The organism is uncultured Clostridium sp., from assembly GCF_934754915.1.
Taxonomy (GTDB): Bacteria; Bacillota; Clostridia; order Clostridiales; family Clostridiaceae; genus Clostridium.
In genome coordinates this window covers 1-4,911 of the sequence record NZ_CAKVKB010000195.1, presented here as the reverse complement: position 1 = coordinate 4,911, position 4,911 = coordinate 1, and the positions used below count along the sequence as shown (strand labels likewise).

7 protein-coding genes are annotated in these 4,911 nt (G+C 25.3%); 2 read left to right on the top strand and 5 right to left on the bottom strand.

Annotation, left to right across the window (positions count from 1 at the left end):
* Positions 1-125: 125 nt before the first annotated feature.
* Positions 126-200 (bottom strand): SEC-C metal-binding domain-containing protein, encoded by a 75-nt coding sequence (locus Q0F58_RS19715; RefSeq protein ID WP_367118210.1) that lies wholly within the window; start codon positions 198-200, stop codon positions 126-128.
* 11 nt (positions 201-211) lie between these two features.
* The gene (locus Q0F58_RS17190; RefSeq protein ID WP_294379096.1) at positions 212-1,783 is read right to left on the bottom strand and encodes a hypothetical protein; all 1,572 of its coding nucleotides are present in this window, start codon (positions 1,781-1,783) and stop codon (positions 212-214) included.
* A 167-nt stretch (positions 1,784-1,950) separates the two neighbouring features.
* Between Q0F58_RS17190 and Q0F58_RS17185 the strand changes: the two genes are divergently transcribed.
* Complete coding sequence (locus Q0F58_RS17185; protein ID WP_294379095.1) at positions 1,951-2,496, top strand: Bsp6I family type II restriction endonuclease; 546 nt, start codon at positions 1,951-1,953, stop codon at positions 2,494-2,496.
* A 79-nt stretch (positions 2,497-2,575) separates the two neighbouring features.
* Positions 2,576-3,103: a hypothetical protein gene (locus Q0F58_RS17180; protein WP_294379094.1), complete on the top strand. Its 528-nt coding sequence runs from the start codon at positions 2,576-2,578 to the stop codon at positions 3,101-3,103.
* Between the two features lie 45 nt (positions 3,104-3,148).
* Here Q0F58_RS17180 and dcm read toward each other — a convergent pair whose 3' ends face one another.
* From dcm to Q0F58_RS17165, 3 genes are all read right to left on the bottom strand, one after another.
* Positions 3,149-4,285 carry a DNA (cytosine-5-)-methyltransferase gene (gene dcm, locus Q0F58_RS17175; protein WP_294379093.1) on the bottom strand — a complete coding sequence of 379 codons (1,137 nt, stop codon included), beginning with the start codon at positions 4,283-4,285 and terminating at the stop codon, positions 3,149-3,151.
* A gap of 108 nt (positions 4,286-4,393) precedes the next feature.
* Positions 4,394-4,678 carry a DUF960 domain-containing protein gene (locus Q0F58_RS17170; protein ID WP_294379092.1) on the bottom strand — a complete coding sequence of 95 codons (285 nt, stop codon included), beginning with the start codon at positions 4,676-4,678 and terminating at the stop codon, positions 4,394-4,396.
* Position 4,679: 1 nt separating this feature from the next.
* On the bottom strand, positions 4,680-4,911 hold a 232-nt coding region (locus Q0F58_RS17165; protein ID WP_294379091.1), incomplete at its 5' end, for a hypothetical protein.

Below are 4,911 nucleotides of genomic sequence, written 5' to 3'. Positions count from 1 at the left end.
GACTAAGAAAAAATTTTCATTTCACGCTTTTAATGTAGATTTTAACTAATTCTTCTAAGTAAAATATTTTTTCATTAGGGCAAGTATCTATTAATTGATTTAGAGTTTCATTGTTAGAATTATTTTTATTTATAACACATACAACATCTTTTGAATTTTTTACCACTACCACATGGACATAAAGTGTTTTTGCTAATCATAATTAATATGTTTAATAGAATATTTTTTCACGCCAAGCAATATCCATATACTCTATCTTTTCATGATATAATTCATTCCATATTTTTTCAGTAATACCACCATTTTTTAAAGAAGTTATTCCAGAAACATTATAATCCACAAAACATATAAAATTCTCATTGTTAGGATTTATACATTTATTATGACGTTCATTATAATGATATACATTGATATACAATGAGTCAGCCTCCATTTCACCATATTTATGATGAATAGTTGGAGAATCAATATTTTTAAGAGTTTTTAACCATAATATACAATTATGTATAATTTTTAATATGTCATCTTTTCGAATAATATCACCAATGAACAAATGACATTTTAATCTTTTTCTATCTTCTAAACTAGCATCTTGCACATTGGTAATTATATAATTATCTCCAATATAATTTGGAAAATGAAAATACTTAATTTCATTAAGGTCGATTTGTTCTGTAGATGGATTAAAAATTAGAATATCATTTCTAATTATAACTTCTTTTAAAATGTCCTCTAATGTACGTTTTCTATAAACCATATCGGATATTTCATTATTATTAAAACGTATCCAACTAGAAGCTAATCTTTCATTATTGAATCCAATAAAATATTTATCAAATGTGCTATATTTCTCAAATAACATTGTTGCAAGTTCTATAGCAATTTTAATAATATAATTTCTATCAGTATTTTTAATCCAAACATTTAAACTTAACTGATTGCTTATTGGAGCTTTATTTATATATTTACAACGAACAGCTGGAATACTCAATTGCATACACAATAGATTCCATGAAACAAATGATTCATGTGTTAAATTAATTGATACTCTATTCCAATAATTATTCAAACAATACGAAATACCAAGAATAATTGCACTAGCAGTATCATAAACTTCATCAATTAACTTATCAAATTGGTAGTATTTTAACTCTAAAGAACAACTCTTATGATTTAAATTATAATTAAAATTGATAGTTTTACCATCTTCAACAAAGTATATAGTTCCATGATTAATAGCATTTCTAATATTCACATCTATTTTAGATACTAACGTTTCAAAATTATTTTTTTTCATAACATCACATAATGTATTTAAATTACATATATTAGAATAATCTTTTTGACTTGTTTGATTAATTATCAACGTTATAAAACGAAATAAATTAGCCAAACACCCTTCAACTATAGATACATATGTTGGAATACGATATTGACGATTTTTAATTATTTGATTATTATTGAAATTTGATAAATCATTGATTATACTGGTAATTTCGTTATATGTATTATAGGCAATTAAAAAATGTTCCATAATTGATTCATCTATTATAATAAGGGGATTATTTTTAAGTAATATTTCTAATTGGCTAATTGTTTGTTTATATATTGACTTGTCCCAATAACAACAAGGAATATTATTTAGTAAGTCATCAAATAAACATACTAATTCTAGCCTACAACTTTTTAATGAACAATTCAACTTTGAGTTTATTTTTTTTAAGACCATATCATAGTTACTTTTATTATAATAATCTTTTTTATAATAATTTATATAATTCATAAAATCTCCTCTTTTTTTAATATTTATTATTATATCATATTTATAATTAAAAATCAATATATAAAAGCACTTTTTTATGTACATTAAATTTTCAATTTGATATTGACAAAATATCCTTTAAATGGTATAATACTCTTAAATTAAGAAAGAAAGTGAGGTAACTTATCATGAAGAGAGTATCTCTACAGATAAAAACTGGTGAAATTATCACTGGAGATGAATTTGAAGAACAAGACTTTCAACAGATGAAAAGTATATTCAAGAAATGGCAAAACATCAATGTAGACCTTAAATCATTAGGTGGTAGAGCATTAAATGTTCCTGATGTATTTAGTGAAGGATTATTCTGTTATTTTTTCAATGCCATACGAACTAATCAAACAGCACATTCCTATGACTGTGTAATGAAAAACACTGGAGAAGGTGTACAAGTTAAATCTGCGTCTATTCCTGTTGATTGTACTTCATTTGGACCAACTAGTACTTGGGATTTACTTTACTTTGTTGATTTTGCACCAAATGGTGTTGTAGATGGTGAAGTTTGGTTTTACAAAATTGATGATAGTAGTATATATGATTTAGTGCTTAATTCGAAAAAAAATGAAACTTTTAAGGACCAACAGTTACAAGGTCGTAGACCTAGATTTTCAATGAAAAAAGCTCTTATTGAGGCTAATAACTTACAACCTGTGAAAAAAGTATCATTACTATAAAATTTTTAAAAAATATTGATACTTATAATTTATTATGATATTATTTGCATATCAATTATAATATGAAGGAATAAAATATATGAATACAATTATTTATAATTCAATTATAGGTAAACAAAAAGGTTCTAGTGTATTTTTGCCATTATATTCTTATAAATATCATGACGTAATGGAACAAAGTGGACTAAATCAATGGAACGCTTATGGTAGACCTAGAAATTCTTACGAAGTTTATATTCCAATTCCATCAATTTTTTATAATAGAAATAAGGGATTTTTTCCAAATAGAGATACTTATTTTAAATTGCAATTAATGAATAATTATGGTAATAATGAAATGATTGTTGCTAATACCATTTTAGCTAGTATATGCCAAGATAATAATAAAGCACTAATGTCTAATCCAAATAGTGATTTAGGAAGATATTTATTTAATATTTTAAATATTAATGCTAATATATCTAACAATCCTATAACTATGCAAGATTTAATAAATGCAAATATTGATAGTGTCTTAATTACTTATCAAGGAATAGACAGCGATGGAATGGAATTATATTCCATAATGCCAGCTAATATTGATAGTTTTGAGAACTTTATAAGATAATAAATAAAGGTACTACTATGCTAAATTTAGTAGTACCTTTGTATTTTAAACCAAAATATTTAGTAGGTATTCAGTTATCATTTGAATTATTGGCACTGAAACAGAATTACCCGCTTGTTTGTATAAATGACTATCACTTAAAGTTCTTTCTTTAAATTTAGTTGGCAGTGTATAGTTATTAGGAAATCCTTGAAGGTTAAAAGCTTCTCTTGGAGTTATCTTTCTAATGCCTGTTGGAGTTAATATTAATGGAACATTATGCCCTCCAGTTCCCATATTAGCAGTAAGTGTGGGACATACATTGTTTTGATTTTTTCTAACATACATACCTCTACGAATTTGATAAAATTGATACATTTCATTAATCTCTTCATCAAGATTTATTCTAGCACATTTACCATTATTATTTAACTGAAAGTCATTTTGTGATATAAAATATTTAGGATATTTTTCTTTAGTATAAAAATATTTATTATCAGTTATAGAAAAATTCAATATTTTTTTGATATCATTTATTCTATTCTCTTTGGATTTATATACTTCATAAGATTGTAAATTATCAAATAGATTAAAATTATTGGCATCATATTCATTTAAAAATCCTATTATATATAATCTTTCACGATTTTGCGGTAAATTAGAATAGTTCATAGTATTTATAATAGCTTCCTTAATTATATATCCAGCTTTTTGAAGTTCATTTTTAATATGAGTGTAAGTATTTCCACCATCATGTGATTTTAAATTTTTAACATTTTCTAGTAATAAAATTCTAGGCTTATAAAATTTTTTACCTAACTGATTTATCAATTCAATAATGCTCAAAAATAAATTACCCCTATCATCATCAAATCCCTTTTGTTTTCCTGCAATACTAAATGCTTGACAAGGAAATCCTCCATTAAGAATATCTATTGGAGTAGATAGAATAACATTATGTAGATTTTCATAATATTTTTTTTCAATATTATCACTAGCTAAATTTGGGTTTAAAACTTTATTAATATCACCTTCTAAAAGAGTATGATGGAAATTATTTCTATAAGTTTCACAAGCATATTCATCGATTTCATTAGCCCAAACAAGTTGATATTCCGCATTTGGATTATACGCCTGTAAAAATCCTAAACATATACCACCAACACCAGCAAACATACTTCCCACTTTAAAAATCTTTTTCATAAAATCCACCTTTCTAATTATCTTAGATATGATTATAACATAAATTAAATTATTTGTCACTACAAAAAAATAACCTCTAAGGAATTACTTAGAGGTTATTTTAGTTAATTAATACTCTTCAGCAAGTAACATGGTAGAGTAATCGCCGTCATCAATAACAAAGATTTTAGTGTCAACTGGATTGGACACTAAAACAGAATAAGTATCTTGATACTTAGGAACTTCATGTTTGTGTTGAATTATTTGAATACCATCTTTAACAGATAAATTAAACACTTGCAAGTAGTCTTTTTCAATAGGAAGTTCATCGATGCACTTCCACATGAAGATTTGTAATTCCAGTGGAATACTTTGATTAACTCCCTTGGTTAGATATCTTGAATTTTCAAACATATTAAACAACCTCTCTTATTTGGACTGGAACATAGATATCTTTGGCATAATAGTCATCTACTAATTCAACCAAATGTAGATAATCATAGCTTGATATTCTGATAACCTCTATTAGTTCGTAAGTAGTGGGATTAAGTCCATTAAGTAGAAATTCACTATCACTTTGATAGATATTCACTTCTCCGATATCGTTCATAGAGCAACTATACTCTTGCATTAAGTGGATATATCTT